The sequence below is a fragment of the Kitasatospora sp. NPDC098663 genome, from assembly GCF_044760075.1.
In the GTDB taxonomy this organism is placed as follows: Bacteria; Actinomycetota; Actinomycetes; order Streptomycetales; family Streptomycetaceae; genus Kitasatospora.
Genome location: NZ_JBIWAP010000012.1, coordinates 147,281 through 161,975, shown reverse-complemented (window position 1 = coordinate 161,975; position 14,695 = coordinate 147,281). Strand labels below are relative to the sequence as shown.

15 protein-coding genes are annotated in these 14,695 nt (G+C 72.7%); 12 read left to right on the top strand and 3 right to left on the bottom strand.

Annotated elements, in window-relative coordinates; genetic code table 11:
• Positions 1-9: 9 nt before the first annotated feature.
• The gene (locus ACIQVZ_RS15980; RefSeq protein WP_350877398.1) at positions 10-579 is read right to left on the bottom strand and encodes a hypothetical protein; all 570 of its coding nucleotides are present in this window, start codon (positions 577-579) and stop codon (positions 10-12) included.
• 153 nt (positions 580-732) lie between these two features.
• Here ACIQVZ_RS15980 and tsaB point away from each other — a divergent pair, with 153 nt between their 5' ends.
• The 5 genes from tsaB (at position 733) to ACIQVZ_RS15955 (ending at position 4,261) form a co-directional block, all read left to right on the top strand.
• A complete protein-coding gene (tsaB, locus tag ACIQVZ_RS15975; protein ID WP_350877147.1) occupies positions 733-1,407 on the top strand; it encodes a tRNA (adenosine(37)-N6)-threonylcarbamoyltransferase complex dimerization subunit type 1 TsaB in 675 nt (224 codons plus the stop codon).
• 23 nt (positions 1,408-1,430) lie between these two features.
• Positions 1,431-1,910, top strand: coding sequence for a ribosomal protein S18-alanine N-acetyltransferase (gene rimI, locus ACIQVZ_RS15970; RefSeq protein WP_350877400.1), 480 nt, complete (start codon positions 1,431-1,433; stop codon positions 1,908-1,910).
• Positions 1,903-3,009, top strand: a complete 1,107-nt coding sequence (gene tsaD, locus ACIQVZ_RS15965) for a tRNA (adenosine(37)-N6)-threonylcarbamoyltransferase complex transferase subunit TsaD (protein WP_350877149.1) — start codon at positions 1,903-1,905, stop codon at positions 3,007-3,009. The genes rimI and tsaD overlap by 8 nt, the downstream gene beginning before the upstream one ends.
• 11 nt (positions 3,010-3,020) lie before the next feature.
• Positions 3,021-3,266 carry a hypothetical protein gene (locus tag ACIQVZ_RS15960; protein ID WP_363618007.1) on the top strand — a complete coding sequence of 82 codons (246 nt, stop codon included), beginning with the start codon at positions 3,021-3,023 and terminating at the stop codon, positions 3,264-3,266.
• Between the two features lie 80 nt (positions 3,267-3,346).
• On the top strand, positions 3,347-4,261 hold the full coding sequence (locus ACIQVZ_RS15955; RefSeq protein WP_350877153.1) for a polysaccharide deacetylase family protein: 915 nt from the start codon (positions 3,347-3,349) through the stop codon (positions 4,259-4,261).
• Positions 4,262-4,286: 25 nt separating this feature from the next.
• Here the strand turns inward: ACIQVZ_RS15955 and ACIQVZ_RS15950 are convergent, their stop codons facing one another.
• Positions 4,287-5,453, bottom strand: a complete 1,167-nt coding sequence (locus ACIQVZ_RS15950; RefSeq protein WP_402450461.1) for an SAM-dependent methyltransferase — start codon at positions 5,451-5,453, stop codon at positions 4,287-4,289.
• Positions 5,454-5,770: 317 nt separating this feature from the next.
• Between ACIQVZ_RS15950 and groES the strand changes: the two genes are divergently transcribed.
• The 3 genes from groES to ACIQVZ_RS15935 all read left to right on the top strand — a co-directional run bounded on the left by groES (position 5,771) and on the right by ACIQVZ_RS15935 (position 8,945).
• Positions 5,771-6,076 carry a co-chaperone GroES gene (groES, locus tag ACIQVZ_RS15945; protein WP_014136232.1) on the top strand — a complete coding sequence of 102 codons (306 nt, stop codon included), beginning with the start codon at positions 5,771-5,773 and terminating at the stop codon, positions 6,074-6,076.
• Between the two features lie 116 nt (positions 6,077-6,192).
• Positions 6,193-7,818 (top strand): chaperonin GroEL, encoded by a 1,626-nt coding sequence (groL, locus tag ACIQVZ_RS15940; RefSeq protein ID WP_350877158.1) that lies wholly within the window; start codon positions 6,193-6,195, stop codon positions 7,816-7,818.
• Positions 7,819-7,949: 131 nt separating this feature from the next.
• Positions 7,950-8,945 carry a LysR family transcriptional regulator gene (locus tag ACIQVZ_RS15935; protein ID WP_402450458.1) on the top strand — a complete coding sequence of 332 codons (996 nt, stop codon included), beginning with the start codon at positions 7,950-7,952 and terminating at the stop codon, positions 8,943-8,945.
• Between the two features lie 89 nt (positions 8,946-9,034).
• On the opposite strand, the gene ACIQVZ_RS15930 is transcribed toward ACIQVZ_RS15935, so the two are convergent.
• Positions 9,035-9,361: a WhiB family transcriptional regulator gene (locus ACIQVZ_RS15930; protein ID WP_063348997.1), complete on the bottom strand. Its 327-nt coding sequence runs from the start codon at positions 9,359-9,361 to the stop codon at positions 9,035-9,037.
• A 560-nt stretch (positions 9,362-9,921) separates the two neighbouring features.
• Between ACIQVZ_RS15930 and ACIQVZ_RS15925 the strand changes: the two genes are divergently transcribed.
• The 4 genes from ACIQVZ_RS15925 (at position 9,922) to ACIQVZ_RS15910 (ending at position 14,654) form a co-directional block, all read left to right on the top strand.
• Positions 9,922-10,533, top strand: a complete 612-nt coding sequence (locus ACIQVZ_RS15925; RefSeq protein ID WP_014136228.1) for a response regulator transcription factor — start codon at positions 9,922-9,924, stop codon at positions 10,531-10,533.
• Between the two features lie 338 nt (positions 10,534-10,871).
• Positions 10,872-11,588, top strand: a complete 717-nt coding sequence (shbA, locus tag ACIQVZ_RS15920) for an RNA polymerase sigma factor ShbA (protein WP_079135824.1) — start codon at positions 10,872-10,874, stop codon at positions 11,586-11,588.
• A gap of 251 nt (positions 11,589-11,839) precedes the next feature.
• On the top strand, positions 11,840-13,342 hold the full coding sequence (gene guaB, locus ACIQVZ_RS15915; protein ID WP_063348998.1) for an IMP dehydrogenase: 1,503 nt from the start codon (positions 11,840-11,842) through the stop codon (positions 13,340-13,342).
• A 184-nt stretch (positions 13,343-13,526) separates the two neighbouring features.
• Positions 13,527-14,654 carry a GuaB3 family IMP dehydrogenase-related protein gene (locus tag ACIQVZ_RS15910; RefSeq protein WP_063348999.1) on the top strand — a complete coding sequence of 376 codons (1,128 nt, stop codon included), beginning with the start codon at positions 13,527-13,529 and terminating at the stop codon, positions 14,652-14,654.
• Positions 14,655-14,695: the final 41 nt, after the last annotated feature.

Genomic DNA, 14,695 nt, shown 5'->3' with positions numbered 1-14,695 from the left:
GGGCCGCGCTCAGGCGACCACGACCACCTTGGTGCCGTTCGGCGCGAAGTCCCAGAGCAACTGGCCGTCCGGGCGGCCACTGCGGATGCCGCCGGTCTTGGCGTTCGGCTCGGCGGTCGGGGTCGCGCCGTCCATGGCGGCGCTGAAGCCGAACACCACGCCGTTCTGCTGCGCGAAGCGCACCACGTGCTCGATCTGCTTGCCGTCCGTGCCGGTGGTCGTCGGGGTGCGGCTGTAGACCGAGTAGCTGCCCGGAGCCGGCTCGACCGAGCCCGGGGTGACCGGGAAACCGGGGGTGACCTGCGGGTTCTTCTTCGGGTCGACCAGCCAGACGTAGTGGCTGCTGATCGAGTAGACCACCCGGGTGCCGCTGCCCGAGACGGTCGGCAGCGGCGGGGCCGTCGGGGTGGCCGAGGCGCTCGGCGTCGCGGAGGCGGCCGGCCCGCTGGACGTCGCGGTGCTGGCGGTCGGCTTGGCGCCGGCCGCCCGGTCCTGAGCTCCGTTGGCCTGGAAGGCCAGCAGGCTCACCACCGCCAGGGCCCCCAGGGTCAGCCCCGTGACCACCACACCAGGACCCATCTTCGCCACGTGCCACTCCCGCCGCCGTCCCTTTACGTACGGCCCCATCGTGCCAGGTCCGTCCAGCCGGGGCGCGGCGCCCCGGATGTGTGTTCCCGGGTGGCACATCCGGTCGATCAGCCGGTCGGACCAACGTCGGTCTAACCTTGACCCGTGCTGCTGCTCGCGTTCGACACCGCCACCCCCGCCGTCACCGCCGCCGTCCACGACGGCACGGCCGTCCTCGCCGAGACCCACCAGGTCGACGCCAGGCGCCACGGCGAACTGCTCCTACCCGCGATCGACCAGGTCCTGCGGGCGGCCGGCGTGGACAAGCACCGGCTCACCGGCATCGCGGTGGGCGTCGGCCCGGGCCCGTACACCGGCCTGCGGGTCGGCCTGGTGACCGCCGCCGCGCTCGGCCACGCCCTCGGGCTGCCGGTGCACGGCGTCTGCACCCTGGACGCGATCGCCCACCAGGCCCGCGCCGAGGGCCTGGCCGGGCAGCCGTTCACGGTGGCCACCGACGCGCGCCGCAAGGAGGTCTACTGGGCCTCCTACGACGCCGACGGCCACCGCACCGAGGGCCCCGGCGTGGACCGCCCCGCCGAGCTGGCCCCGCGCCCGCGGTCGGTCGGCGCCGGCGCGCTGCTCTACCCCGAGACCTTCCCCGGCGCGCACGGCCCCGAGCACGTGTCGGCCGGCGCCCTGGCGGGCTTCGCCGCCGCCGAGCTGGCGGCCGGCCGCGAGCTGCTGCCGAACGTCCCGCTGTACCTGCGCCGCCCGGATGCCCAGGTGCCGGCCGCCTTCAAGAACGTTCTGGGGGGCAAGGCGGTGCTCCCGGCGTGACACACGGCACCACCCTGCGCCCGATGCGCTGGTGGGACATCGCGCCGGTGATGGAGCTGGAGCTGCGACTCTTCCCCGAGGACGCCTGGTCCACCGGGATGTACTGGTCCGAGCTGGCCGAGACCCACCCCGGCGGCACCCGCCACTACACCGTCGCCACCGACGCGGACGGCGCCATCGTCGGCTACGCCGGGCTGATGGCGATCGCCGGCGAGGGCGACGTCCAGACCATCGCCGTCGACCAGCGCCACCAGGGCGCCGGCCTCGGCGCGGCGCTGCTCACCGACCTGATCCGGGAGGCCGCCCGCCGCGGCTGCGCCGAACTGCTGCTGGAGGTGCGGGTGGACAACCCGCGCGCCCAGCAGCTGTACGAGCGCTTCGGCTTCCGACCGGTGGGCATCCGGCGCGGCTACTACCAGCCCGCCAACGTCGACGCGCTGGTGATGCGCCTCGACCACCCCAGCACTGACCCGAAGGACCTTAAGGACACCCGCCATGGCTGACGAACCGCTCGTCCTCGGCATCGAGACCTCCTGCGACGAGACCGGCGTCGGCATCGTGCGCGGCACCACGCTGCTGGCCGACGCGGTCGCCTCCAGCGTCAACGACCACGCCCGCTTCGGCGGCGTCGTCCCGGAGATCGCCAGCCGCGCCCACCTGGAGGCGATGGTCCCGACCATCCAGCGCGCCCTGGACACCGCCGGCGTCAAGGCGAGCGACCTGGACGGCATCGCGGTCACCGCCGGCCCCGGCCTGGCCGGCGCGCTGCTGGTCGGTGTCAGCGCCGCCAAGGCGTACGCCTGGGCGCTGGACAAGCCGCTGTACGGGGTCAACCACCTCGCCTCGCACATCTGCGTCGACCAGCTGGAGCACGGCCGGCTGCCGTCGCCGACGATGGCGCTGCTGGTCTCCGGCGGGCACTCCTCGCTGCTGCTCAGCGAGGACATCACGAGTGACGTCCGCCCGCTCGGCGCGACCATCGACGACGCGGCCGGCGAGGCCTTCGACAAGGTCGCCCGGGTGCTCGGCCTGGGCTTCCCGGGCGGTCCGGTGGTCGACCGCACCGCGCGCGAGGGCGACCCCAAGGCGATCGCCTTCCCGCGCGGCCTGAGCGGCCGCAACGACCCGGCGTACGACTTCTCCTTCTCCGGCCTGAAGACCGCCGTCGCCCGCTGGGTGGAGGCCAAGCGCCGGGCCGGCGAGGAGGTGCCGATCGCCGACGTGGCGGCGTCCTTCCAGGAGGCCGTCACCGACGTGCTCACCCGCAAGGCCGTCAAGGCGTGCCGGGACAACGGCGTCGACCACCTGATGATCGGCGGCGGGGTGGCCGCCAACTCGCGGCTGCGCGAGATGGCCCAGCAGCGCTGCGACCGGGCCGGCATCCGGCTGCGGGTGCCCCGGCCGGGCCTGTGCACCGACAACGGCGCGATGGTGGCCGCGCTGGGCTCCGAGATGGTGTGGCGCGACCGCACGCCGTCCGCGCTCGACCTGTCCGCCGACTCCTCGCTGCCGGTGACCGAGGCGCACGTGCCGGCTGCGGACGTCCGGCACGGCGACGTCCACGGCCAGGCGTACCAGGCCCTCACCGGCGGCGCCGAGTGACCGTCGCCGCGATGTGGGAGGCCCGCGCCGCCGCCGGTCGCGGGGCCGAACTCGCCTCCTGGGCCCGGGAGGTGGCGCTGCCGTCGGTGCGCGGCTCGGCCGGGTTGGTCCGCACCGAGCTGCTCGGCGCGCCCGGCGAACGGGTACTGCTGATCACCTGGTGGACCGGCGAGCCGGTGCCGGTCGCCGACCCGCCGGCCGACCTGCTCGGCCGCCCGGTGCACCGCTGGTCCTTCACCAGCGAGCACGTCGAATAGGCGCTGTCCGGGAACCGCCGCCCCGACCGCTACCGTGCATAGCTGAGAAGAAGCTGGACGGGAACCGGGAGCGCGCTGCGGTGAACAGGGACGGTCGGAGCAGGACCAGGACGTACGCGGTGGGGGCGCTGGCCCTGCTGGCCCTGGCCACCGGATGCGGCGACAACGGGGGCGGTGGCGCCCCGGCGGCGGCCGGCGGCAGCTCGGCGGCCGCGCCCCAGCCCACCGGCGGAGGCGCCGTGCCGACCAGCCCGGCCGGCACGCCCACCACCCCGGCCCCGGCCGGCGGGGACCCGGCGGCCTGGGCGAAGTGGAACCTCAAGCCGCTGACGCCGGCCCCCGCGCCGCCCGCGGACAAGCCCATCAAGCTCGAACGGACCGGCCCGGTACCGGTGTTCAGCGAGGTGAAGACGAGCGACAAGGTCGTCTTCATCACCATCGACGACGGCGCCGAGAAGGACCCGAAGTTCGTCGAGATGCTGACCGAGCTCAAGGTGCCGATCTCGATGTTCCTGACCCGGGACATCGTCAAGAACGACTACGGCTACTTCAAGCCGCTCCAGGCGCTCGGCAACCACATCCAGAACCACACCGTGGACCACCCGGTGATGAGCAAGATCCCGGCGGAAAAGCAGAAGTCCGAGATCTGCGACGCGCAGTCCGCGCTCACCCAGCAGTACGGCACCGCCCCGCTGCTGTTCCGCCCGCCGTTCGGGGACGGCGCCAACACCCCGACGCTGAACAACTCGGTCCAGCAGTGCGGCCCGCGCGCGATGGTGCTCTGGCGCGAGTCGATGCAGATCCACGACATGCAGTACCAGGCGGCGGACAAGAAGCTGAAGTCCGGAGACATCATCCTGGCGCACTTCCGCGGCCCGAAGGAGCTCAAGGGCGCCACGATGACCCAGATGTTCGGCGACCTGCTGGCCCGGATCCAGGAGCAGGGCTTCTCGGTGGCCCGGCTGGAGGACTACATCCAGGCGCCCGCCTCGTAGTCCGGGCGCCCGCCCCGCAGCCGCCTCAGGCGGGCCGGCCGAGCATCATCAGCGGCCCGTTGTCGGTGCGGCTGAGGATCACCGTGACGGCGTTCGGCCCGGAGGGCTTGAGCTGGCGGCGCAGTTCCTCCGGGGTGATCGCCATCCCACGCTTCTTGATCACCACCGTGCCGACCCCGCGCTCGCGCAGCAGCGCCTTCAGCCGCTTGATGTGGAACGGCAGCACGTCGGTGAGCTCGAAGGCGTGTGCGTACGGGGTGGCGACCAGTTGGTCCGAGGTCAGGTAGGCGATCTTCGGGTCGATCAGCCGGCCGCCCACCTGCTCGGCCACCTCGGCCACCAGGTGGGCCCGGATCACCGCGCCGTCCGGCTCGTACAGGTAGCGCCCGACCGGGCCGGCCGGCGGGTCGGGCAGGTCGCCGCCGGTGAGGCTGGCGGCCTGCGGCAGCAGGGTGGCGCGGTGCGGGCGGGCGGCCCCGGTGCCGAACCAGAGCACCGCCTCCTTCACGTCGCCGTGGTCGGAGACCCACTCCGCCTCGGCGTCGGCCGGGACGGCCTCGTGCGGGATTCCCGGGGCGACCTTCAGCGCGCCGATCGGGGTCCGGCGGCCGGCCTCGATCGCCCAGGAGAGCGGCGGGGCGTACGCCTCCGGGTCGAACACCCGGCCGCGTGCCGTCCGCCGCGCCGGGTCGGTGAACACCGCGTCGTAGCCGGTGACGTCCACCTCGGCGACGTCCGCGCAGCGCACCCGGACCAGGTCGGACAGGCCCAGCGCGGCCGCGTTGGCGGCGGTGGCGGCGCAGGCCGCCGGGTCCTTGTCGACGGCCAGCACCTCGATCCCGGCCCTGGCCAGCGCCAGCACGTCCCCGCCGATGCCGCAGCACAGGTCGGCCAGCCGGCGGACGCCCAGCTCGGCGAAGCGGCGTGCCCGCCACTCGGCCACGCTGCGCCGGGTGGACTGCTCGACGCCGTTGGGCGTGAAGTACATCAGGTCGGCGTCCGCCCCGAACTTCGCCCGCGCCCGCTGCCGCAGCCGGGCCTGCCCGAAGGCCGCCGACACCAGCTCGGCCGGGTGCTCCCGCCGCAGCCTGGTGGCCAGCGCCAGTTCCTCCTCGGGCGTGAACTCGCGCAGTTCGGCGAGCAGGGCCTGGCCCTCGGGGGTCAGCAGGGGCTGGAGGTTCTCGGTGTCCACGGGGCCATTCTGGCGGGTTGGCGGCCCCACCGGCTCCGACGGCCGGCGCGGTGGGCGGGGTCGCGGTCCGCGGCGGGAGCCCGCCCGGGGGCGGGTGGTCGCACAGGAGTACGGCTCCGCGCCCGCGGTTCGGGATGCCCGGGCGCGCCGTTGGCACTCTGGTTGACTGAGTGCTAACACCGGCCTATGGTCGTCCTTGGCACTCCCCACTGGGGGAGTGCTAACGCGAAGACGTGTGCCTGACCCCCGCGACGGCAGGCACGCAGGTTCGCTCCTACCCGTTAGAAACCCCGTAATCTCCGAAGGGGAGCTCGGACGTGACCACCAGCAGCAAGGTTGCCATCAAGCCGCTTGAGGACCGCATCGTGGTCCAGCCGCTCGACGCCGAGACCACCACGGCCTCCGGCCTGGTTATCCCGGACACCGCCAAGGAGAAGCCCCAGGAGGGCGTCGTCCTGGCCGTCGGCCCGGGCCGCTTCGAGGACGGCCAGCGTCTGCCGCTCGACGTCGCCGTCGGTGACATCGTCCTGTACTCGAAGTACGGCGGCACCGAGGTGAAGTACCAGGGCGAGGAGTACCTGGTTCTCTCCGCTCGCGACGTTCTCGCCATCATCGAGAAGTAAGTCGTTCAGACCCGCCCCGGATCCGTGTCCCAAGTGACAGGGGCCCGGGGCGTGGTTGTTGGTTCACGTAGTCCGGCGGCCGGTGGGCCGGCCGAAGCCCCGAGGGAATAGGGAACATGGCGAAGATCCTGCAGTTCAACGAGGACGCCCGCCGCTCGCTGGAGCGCGGTGTCAACAAGCTGGCCGACACCGTCAAGGTGACCATCGGCCCCAAGGGCCGCAACGTCGTCATCGACAAGAAGTTCGGCGCCCCGACCATCACCAACGACGGTGTCACCATCGCCCGTGAGGTCGAGCTGGACGACCCGTACGAGAACCTTGGCGCGCAGCTCGTCAAGGAGGTCGCCACCAAGACCAACGACGTCGCGGGTGACGGCACCACCACCGCCACCGTGCTGGCCCAGGCCCTGGTCAACGAGGGTCTGCGCAACGTCGCCGCCGGTGCCGGCCCGGCCGCCCTGAAGAAGGGCATCGACAAGGCCGTCGCCGCCGTCTCCGAGCACCTGCTCTCGGTGGCCCGCGAGATCGAGGGCAAGGACGACGTCGCCGCCGTCGCGTCCCTCTCCGCCCAGGACACCCAGGTCGGCGAGCTGATCGCCGAGGCGATCGACAAGGTCGGCAAGGACGGTGTCATCACCGTCGAGGAGTCGAACACCTTCGGCGTGGAGCTCGACTTCACCGAGGGCATGCAGTTCGACAAGGGCTACCTGTCGCCGTACTTCGTCACCGACGCGGAGCGGCAGGAGGCGGTCCTGGAGGACCCGTACATCCTGATCAACCAGGGCAAGATCTCCTCCATCCAGGAGCTGCTGCCGCTGCTGGAGAAGATCCTCCAGGGCGGTGCCTCCCGGCCGCTGCTGATCATCGCCGAGGACGTCGACGGCGAGGCGCTGTCCACCCTCGTGGTGAACAAGATCCGCGGCACCTTCAACGCGGTCGCCGTCAAGGCCCCGGGCTTCGGCGACCGCCGCAAGGCGATCCTCGGCGACCTGGCCACCCTGACCGGCGGCACGGTCATCTCCGAGGAGGTCGGCCTCAAGCTCGACCAGGTCGGCGTGGACGTGCTGGGCACCGCCCGCCGCGTGACCATCACCAAGGACGAGACCACCGTCGTCGACGGTGCCGGTGACACCGAGGCCGTGGCCGGCCGCGTCGCCCAGATCAAGGGCGAGATCGCCGCCACCGACTCCGACTGGGACCGCGAGAAGCTGCAGGAGCGCCTGGCCAAGCTGGCCGGCGGCGTCTGCGTCATCAAGGTCGGCGCCGCCACCGAGGTGGAGCTGAAGGAGCGCAAGCACCGCCTGGAGGACGCCATCTCGGCGACCCGTGCCGCGGTCGAGGAGGGCATCGTCGCCGGTGGTGGCGCCTCCCTGGTGCACGCCGCCAAGGTGCTGGACGGCGGCCTGGGCCTGTCGGGTGACGAGGCGACCGGTGTCGCGGTCGTCCGCAAGGCGCTGCACGAGCCGCTGCGCTGGATCGCCCAGAACGCCGGCCTGGAGGGCTACGTCATCACCTCCAAGGTCTCCGAGCTGGAGCTCGGCCAGGGCTACAACGCGGCCACCGGCGAGTACGGCGACCTGGTGAAGGCCGGCGTCATCGACCCGGTCAAGGTCACCCGCTCCGCCCTGGAGAACGCTGCCTCGATCGCCTCCCTGCTGCTCACCACCGAGACCCTCGTGGTGGAGAAGAAGGAAGAGGAGGCCGAGGCGGGTCACGGCCACGGTCACGGCCACTCGCACTGACGCCTGACGGTCGACCGGAGGCCCGGTCCGCGCCCCTCGGGGTGCGGCCGGGCCTCCGGCGTGTCCGGCGTTTGAGGCTTCAATCATCAGCAGAATTTTGCCATTGGCAAAGATTGCCTTATAACTGAGGCATGATCGAGGCCCGTCACCTGCGCGTTCTGCGTGCCGTCGCCCGCACCGGCTCCTTCTCCGCCGCCGCCCGCGAGCTGGGCTGTACGCAGCCCGCCATCAGCCAGCAGATGAAGGCCCTGGAGAAGTCGGTGGACACCCCACTGGTGGTCCGCTCCGGCCGGGGCATGCAGCTCAGCGAGGCGGGGCGGGTGCTGCTCAAGCACGCCACCGGGATCCTGGCCGGGCTCTCCGCCGCCGAGGAGGAGATCGCCGCGATCGCCGGGCTGCGGGCCGGGCGGGTGCGGCTGGTCTCCTTCCCGACCGCGAGCTCCACCCTGGTGCCGCCCGCGGTCGCCCGGCTGCGGGACAGCCATCCGGGGGTGCGCGTGTCGCTGGTCGAGGCGGAGCCGCCGGAGTCGCTGGCGATGCTGCGCGGTGGCGAGTGCGAGATCGCGCTGGCCTTCCGCTACCCGCAGTCCGACGGCGGCGCCGCGCTGCCGGCGCCCGCGCACGGGACGCCGCGCGAGGCGCGGGCCGAGGCCAACCTGGAGGCGCAGCAGCTGAGCGCCGGCTCCGACTGGTCCGATCTGGTGGTCACCCCGCTGCTGGACGACCCGCTGGTGGGCCTGCTGCCCGCCGCGCACCGGCTGGCGGGGCGCGGCAGGCCGGTGGAGCTGGCCGAGCTGGCGGGGGAGCAGTGGATCGCGGGCTGCCCGCAGTGCCGGGGGCACCTGGTGGAGCTGTGCGCGGGGGCGGGCTTCGAGCCCCGGATCGACTTCGCGACCGACGACTATCCGGCGGTGGTCGGCCTGGTGGCGGCCGGGCTGGGGGTGGCGGTGCTGCCCCGGCTGGCGCTGGAGTCGGTGCGTCCGGACGGGGTGTCGACGGTGCCGGTGCGGACGGCCGCGGGGGCGCCGGCGGTGCGGCAGGTGGTCGCGCTGACCCTGCCGGATCTGGCCGAGGTGCCGGCCGTGGCGCTGATGCTGGAGCGGCTGTCGGGGTCGGCCGGGCGCTGACGTCCGGGGCCTGAGCGTTCTGGACCGGGCTTGAACAGCCCGGGATGCCCAGGGGAAACGTTTCTTCACGGCGCGCCGTGGAGGAGGGGCTAGCGCCGGGCGATCGCCGGCGGGGTCAGCGGGACCTCCACCAGCCGGTGCCGCGAACGCCCCAGCATCTCCTCGCGCTCGTCCTCGGTCATCCCGCCCCAGACGCCGTACGGTTCGCGGACCGCCAGCGCGTGCGCCGCGCACTCGGTGATCACCGGGCAGCGCATGCAGACCTCCTTGGCACTGGCCTCGCGCGAACTGCGCGCGGCCCCGCGTTCGCCCTCGGGGTGGAAGAAGAGCGAACTGTCCACGCCACGGCAGGCTGCGGAGAGCTGCCAGTCCCAGAGGTCCGCGTTGGGACCTGGGAGGCGGGAGAAATCTGCCATGGCTCATTCCCTTCAGAGGCTCGTCGGCCGTGGGCCGGCGCTCAGCGGGCTGCTGCTGGGCGGCACGGCGGGCGTCGATGCACTGGTGTGGACACCTGGAAATATGACTTACGGCAACTCCATGGACAAGTCACCCACAGAGTGGCACAACAGTCAATGACCATACGAAAGCTATAAAAACGGGCAAAGTGGGCAAGGGGTTCGGCGGGCGCGGGCGTGGCATTCGGGTGGCCGACGGGCGCGCGACACTCCGCACCGGTGTGCGGGTCGTGCGCCGACCGCGCGCGAGCTGGGCAAAAGTGCGGCGTGTGCACCGCGATGCGGCTGATCGGTAATGGGTTGGCCACGTACAGTGGTGGAGATGGCCCCGAAGGCCGTAACTCATTCGAGTGACGGTCGTTGGAAGTGCGGAGGCGGTTAGCGGGCGCCGGACGTCGGGAACGATCGCGCGGAATTCGAGGCGATCAGCACGGAGTCCGTCGCCGATCGGCCGTGTCGGAGAGGTTCGTACCAGCCAGGAGGCTCAACGTGACGCGGATCAGCTGCGGAGGACGACGGTCATGACTTCCGTTCTCGTTTGCGACGATTCCCCGCTCGCCCGCGAGGCGCTTCGCCGCGCGGTCGCGACCGTACCCGGTGTGGACCGGGTCACCACCGCGACGAACGGGGAGGAGGTCCTCCGCCGCTGGGTGGCCGACCGCTCCGATCTCGTTCTGATGGACGTCCGGATGCCCGGCCTCGGCGGGGTCGAGACGGTCCGGCGGCTGCTGTCCGCCGATCCGGGCGCGCGGATCATCATGCTCACCGTCGCCGAGGACCTCGACGGGGTCGCGCTCGCGGTGGCCGCGGGCGCCCGCGGGTACCTGCACAAGGACGCCTCGCGCGCCGAACTGCGGGCCACCGTCACCCAGGCCCTCGCCGACCCGACCTGGCGGCTCGCCCCGCGCCGGCTGCGCAGCCCCGACATGGGCGCGGCGCCCACGTTGACGGCGCGTGAGATCCAGGTGCTGGAGGGCATGAGCCACGGTCGCAGCAACGCCGAGATCGGCCGCGAGCTGTTCCTGTCCGAGGACACCGTCAAGACCCACGCCCGACGGCTGTTCAAGAAGCTCGGGGCCTCCGACCGCGCGCACGCGGTGGCGCTGGGTTTCCGCTGGGGCCTGGTCCGCTGACCGCCGGTGGCGTCGCCGGCTGCGGCGCGCCGCCGGCGATTCCCGGGACGGACGTCGTCCGGGCGTGTGACGTTACGGTCCCGAGGTTGCACCATGGAGGAGTGGAGCACCTCGGGGACCAGCGGACAGGCACTGCGGCGAACCACACGGCCGCGGGACATTCGGCGGACGGCGCGAAGGACGGGACCACCGACGGCGGCGGGGCGGGAGGCGGCACGGTGCACGAGGGGCCGGTGGTGCGCGGCGGCACGCCGTACGGCGCCGCAGCGCATAACGTTCCGGTGCACAACTCCGGACGCGGTGCCGCGTTTTCCCGCGCGACCAGGCACCATGGACCGATGCGTGACGACGTCGCCGGTGCGGCCGGCCAGGCGGACCCGGTGGAGGCCGAGCCCTCCGGCCCGGGTGGCGATCCGTCGTACGCCGACCCCGGCGGCCCCGGTGCGGTGCCCGGCCCCGGTCGACCGCCGGTGCTCGGCGCGGGCGGCTCCCCGTTGGTGGGCGAGCTCGTCGCGGCCGCCGTCCGCGGTGAGGGCCCGGCCATCGACGCCCTGCTCGCCTACGTCCATCCGCTGGCGCTGCGCTACTGCCGCGGCCGGCTGGTCCGGCTGCCCGGCGGCGCCCGGCACCACGTGGACGACGTCGCGCAGGAGGTCTGCGTCGCGGTGCTGTGCGCGCTGCCCCGGTACAAGGACCAGGGGCGGCCGTTCGAGGCCTTCGTCTACGGCATCGCCGCGCACAAGATCGCCGATCTGCAGCGGGCCGCGATGCGCGGGCCCGGCTCGACGGTCGTCCCGCAGGACGACCTGCCGGAGGTGCCGGACGAGGCGCTCGGCCCGGAGGAGCAGGCGCTGCTGAGCAGCGACGCGGCCTGGGCCAAGGAACTGCTCTCCAACCTGCCGGCCCGTCAGCGCGAACTGGTGCTGCTGCGGGTGGCCGCCGGGCTCTCGGCGGAGGAGACCGGCGAGGTGCTGGGGATGTCCCCGGGTGCCGTCCGGGTGGCGCAGCACCGGGCGCTCAGCCGGCTGCGGGCACTGGCGGAGGAGTCCTCCTGAAGCCCTGACCGGCCGGAATGAGCCACGGGGGGCCGGTGTTGTCAAGGGCACACGAGGACACATTCGCGGTGCCAGTACCATGGGGTATCGGCGCCTGGGCGGGTTGCCAAAGTTTCGCGGGTGCGCGCGGGGTTCCCCTGGAGGTTCCTCCAAAACCACCCGGCTTCGGCGGTCTGCTGCGAGTGAGCGATGAACGCGCCCCACCCTCAGGGCGTGAGCGGAATAGGCCGGCCACGGAAGGTACCCCCCAAATGTCTTACAACGCCGCAGGCGTACCCGAGAAGTTCGCCATGCTCGGGCTCACGTTCGATGACGTCCTGCTGCTGCCCGGGGCCTCCGCGGTGCTGCCGAACCAGGTCGACACCTCCTCGCGGGTCTCCCGGAACGTGCGCGTCAACATCCCGCTGCTCTCCGCCGCGATGGACAAGGTCACCGAGGCGCGGATGGCGATCTCGATGGCCCGCCAGGGCGGCGTCGGCGTGCTGCACCGCAACCTGTCGGTCGAGGACCAGGCCAACCAGGTCGACCTGGTGAAGCGCTCCGAGTCCGGCATGGTCACCGACCCGATCACGGTCGGCCCGAACACCACGCTGGCCGAGGCCGACGCGCTGTGCGCCAAGTTCCGCATCTCCGGCGTGCCGATCGCGGACGAGGCCGGCAAGCTCCTCGGCATCGTCACCAACCGGGACATGGCCTTCGAGTCGGACCGCAGCCGCCAGGTCCGCGAGATCATGACCCCGATGCCGCTGATCACCGGCAAGGTCGGCATCTCCGGGGTGGACGCGATGGCGCTGCTGCGCCGCCACAAGATCGAGAAGCTGCCGCTGGTCGACGACGAGGGCCGGATCAAGGGCCTGATCACCGTCAAGGACTTCGTCAAGGCCGAGCAGTACCCGAACGCCGCCAAGGACGCCGAGGGCCGTCTGCTGGTCGGTGCCGCCGTCGGTGCCAGCGCCGAGGCGTTCGACCGGGCCCAGGCCCTGGTCGAGGCCGGCGCGGACTTCCTGGTCGTGGACACCTCGCACGGCCACAGCCACAACGCGCTGGCCTGGATCGGCAAGATCAAGTCGGCCGTCGGGATCGACGTGGTCGGCGGCAACGTGGCCACCCGTGACGGCGCCCAGGCGCTGATCGACGCCGGCGTGGACGGCGTCAAGGTCGGCGTCGGCCCCGGCTCCATCTGCACCACCCGCGTGGTCGCCGGCATCGGCGTCCCGCAGATCACCGCCATCTACGAGGCCGCGGTGGCCTGTCAGGCGGCCGGCGTGCCGGTCATCGGCGACGGCGGCCTGCAGTACTCCGGCGACATCGGCAAGGCGCTGGCCGCCGGCGCCGACACCGTGATGCTGGGCTCGCTGCTGGCCGGCTGCGAGGAGTCCCCGGGTGAGCTGATGTTCATCAACGGCAAGCAGTTCAAGTCCTACCGCGGCATGGGCTCGCTGGGCGCGATGCAGTCCCGCGGCCAGGGCCGCTCGTACTCCAAGGACCGCTACTTCCAGGCCGAGGTGGCCTCGGACGACAAGCTCGTCCCCGAGGGCATCGAGGGCCAGGTGCCCTACCGCGGCCCGCTCTCGGCCGTGCTGCACCAGCTGGTCGGCGGCCTGCGCCAGACCATGGGCTACGTCGGCGCCGCCACCATCGCCGAGATGGAGAGCAAGGGCCGCTTCGTCCGGATCACCTCGGCGGGCCTCAAGGAGAGCCACCCGCACGACATCCAGATGACCGTCGAGGCGCCGAACTACTCCAACCGCTGAGTCCGCGGACACCGAGGGCCCGTCGCCGCGGCGACGGGCCCTTCGGCGCGCCCGGGAGCGGGGGCGGGCCTCCGGAGCGGACCCCGCGCCCCGGAGGCGAGCGCGCGAGGCAACCGGGGTGCGGGATACTGGGGGCGGCCGGGGTGACCCGGCGGGCATGAGCAACAAACCAGAAGGGCTCGAAGTGACTGAGATCGAGATCGGGCGAGGCAAGCGCGGCCGACGGGCGTACTCCTTCGACGACATCGCCGTCGTCCCCAGCCGCCGTACCCGGGACCCGAAGGAGGTCTCGATCGCCTGGCAGATCGACGCCTACCGCTTCGAGCTGCCGTTCCTGGCCGCCCCGATGGACAGCGTGGTCTCGCCGCAGCAGGCCATCGCCATCGGCCGCCTCGGCGGCCTCGGCGTGCTGAACCTGGAAGGCCTCTGGACCCGCTACGAGGACCCGCAGCCGCTGCTCGACGAGATCGCCACGATCACCGACGAGGCCGCCGCGACCCGCCGCCTCCAGGAGATCTACGCCGCGCCGATCCGCGCCGAGCTGATCAAGCAGCGGATCCAGGAGGTCCGCGACTCCGGCGTGGTCACCGCCGCCGCGCTCTCGCCGCAGCGCACCGCCGAGTTCTCCAAGGCCGTCGTGGACGCCGGCGTCGACGTCTTCGTCATCCGCGGCACCACCGTCTCGGCCGAGCACGTGTCCAGCGGCGCCGAGCCGCTCAACCTCAAGCAGTTCATCTACGAGCTGGACGTCCCGGTGATCGTCGGCGGCTGCGCCACGTACACCGCGGCCCTGCACCTGATGCGCACCGGCGCGGCCGGCGTGCTGGTCGGCTTCGGCGGCGGCGCCGCCCACACCACCCGGGGCGTCCTCGGCATCCAGGTGCCGATGGCCACCGCCGTCGCCGACGTGGCCGCCGCCCGCCGGGACTACATGGACGAGTCCGGCGGCCGCTACGTGCACGTGATCGCGGACGGCGGCGTCGGCTACAGCGGCGACATCCCGAAGGCCGTCGCCTGCGGCGCCGACGCGGTGATGATCGGTGCCGCGCTGGCCCGCGCCACCGACGCGCCCGGCAAGGGCTTCCACTGGGGCATGGAGGCCGTCCACGAGGAGCTGCCGCGCGGCAAGCGGGTGGACCTCGGCACGGTCGGCACCACCGAGGAGATCCTGACCGGCCCCTCGCACACCCCCGACGGCACCATGAACCTGTTCGGTGCGCTGCGCCGCGCGATGGCCACCACCGGCTACACCGAGCTCAAGGAGTTCCAGCGGGTCGAGGTGACCGTCAACCCGGCTCTCAACCACCGCTGAGACGCGTCCTGGTGAAGGCCCCCGTCGGTTCCGCCGGCGGG